General features: G+C 61.7%; 1 pseudogene. It reads right to left on the bottom strand.

Annotation, left to right across the window (positions count from 1 at the left end):
• A pseudogene (locus O7A70_RS33935) lies at positions 1 to 575 on the bottom strand (IS256 family transposase); the annotation flags it as partial.

Here is a 575-nt window from a genome sequence, read left to right as displayed (position 1 = left end):
TTTCGCGATTGGCCATCTCCACAGCCAGGATCTGACGCCGGCCGTCCCAGTCGATGCCAACCGCGATCAGCACCGCCTGGCTCATGACGATGCCGGCTTCGCGCACCTTCTCGTAGCGGGCATCGAGAATAAGGTAGGCAAAAGGCTCCTGAAGCGGGCGTTCGGCAAACGCCTTCAGGCTCTCGTCCAGGCGCTTGTTGATGGCCGAGATCGATGAGGCGAGAAGGCATGACCGCACAGCTCTTCAGTGATCGCCTTGACCTTTCGGGTCGACACGCCCTGCACATACATTTCCGACAGTGTCGCCACCAAGGCCCGCTCGGAACGCTGGTAGCGCTCGAACAGCTCAGTGGAGAAGCGGCCGGCTCGGTCTTGCGGAACCCGCAGTTCAAGCTTGCCGACACGCGTCACAAGGGTGCGGCCGTAATAACCCGAGCGATAGCCGAGACGCTCCGGTGTGCGCTCGCCCTTCGAAGCACCCAGCGCCTCCTCCATCTCCGCCTCGAGCACCTCCTGCATCACCGCACGGATCACTTCGTGCAGACCCTCAGGGTTCGAAAGCAGAATGTCTTTGA

The sequence above is a fragment of the Mesorhizobium sp. Cs1299R1N1 genome, assembly GCF_037179655.1.
In the GTDB taxonomy this organism is placed as follows: domain Bacteria; phylum Pseudomonadota; class Alphaproteobacteria; order Rhizobiales; family Rhizobiaceae; genus Mesorhizobium; species Mesorhizobium salmacidum.
This window is presented reverse-complemented; position numbering and strand designations above follow the sequence as displayed.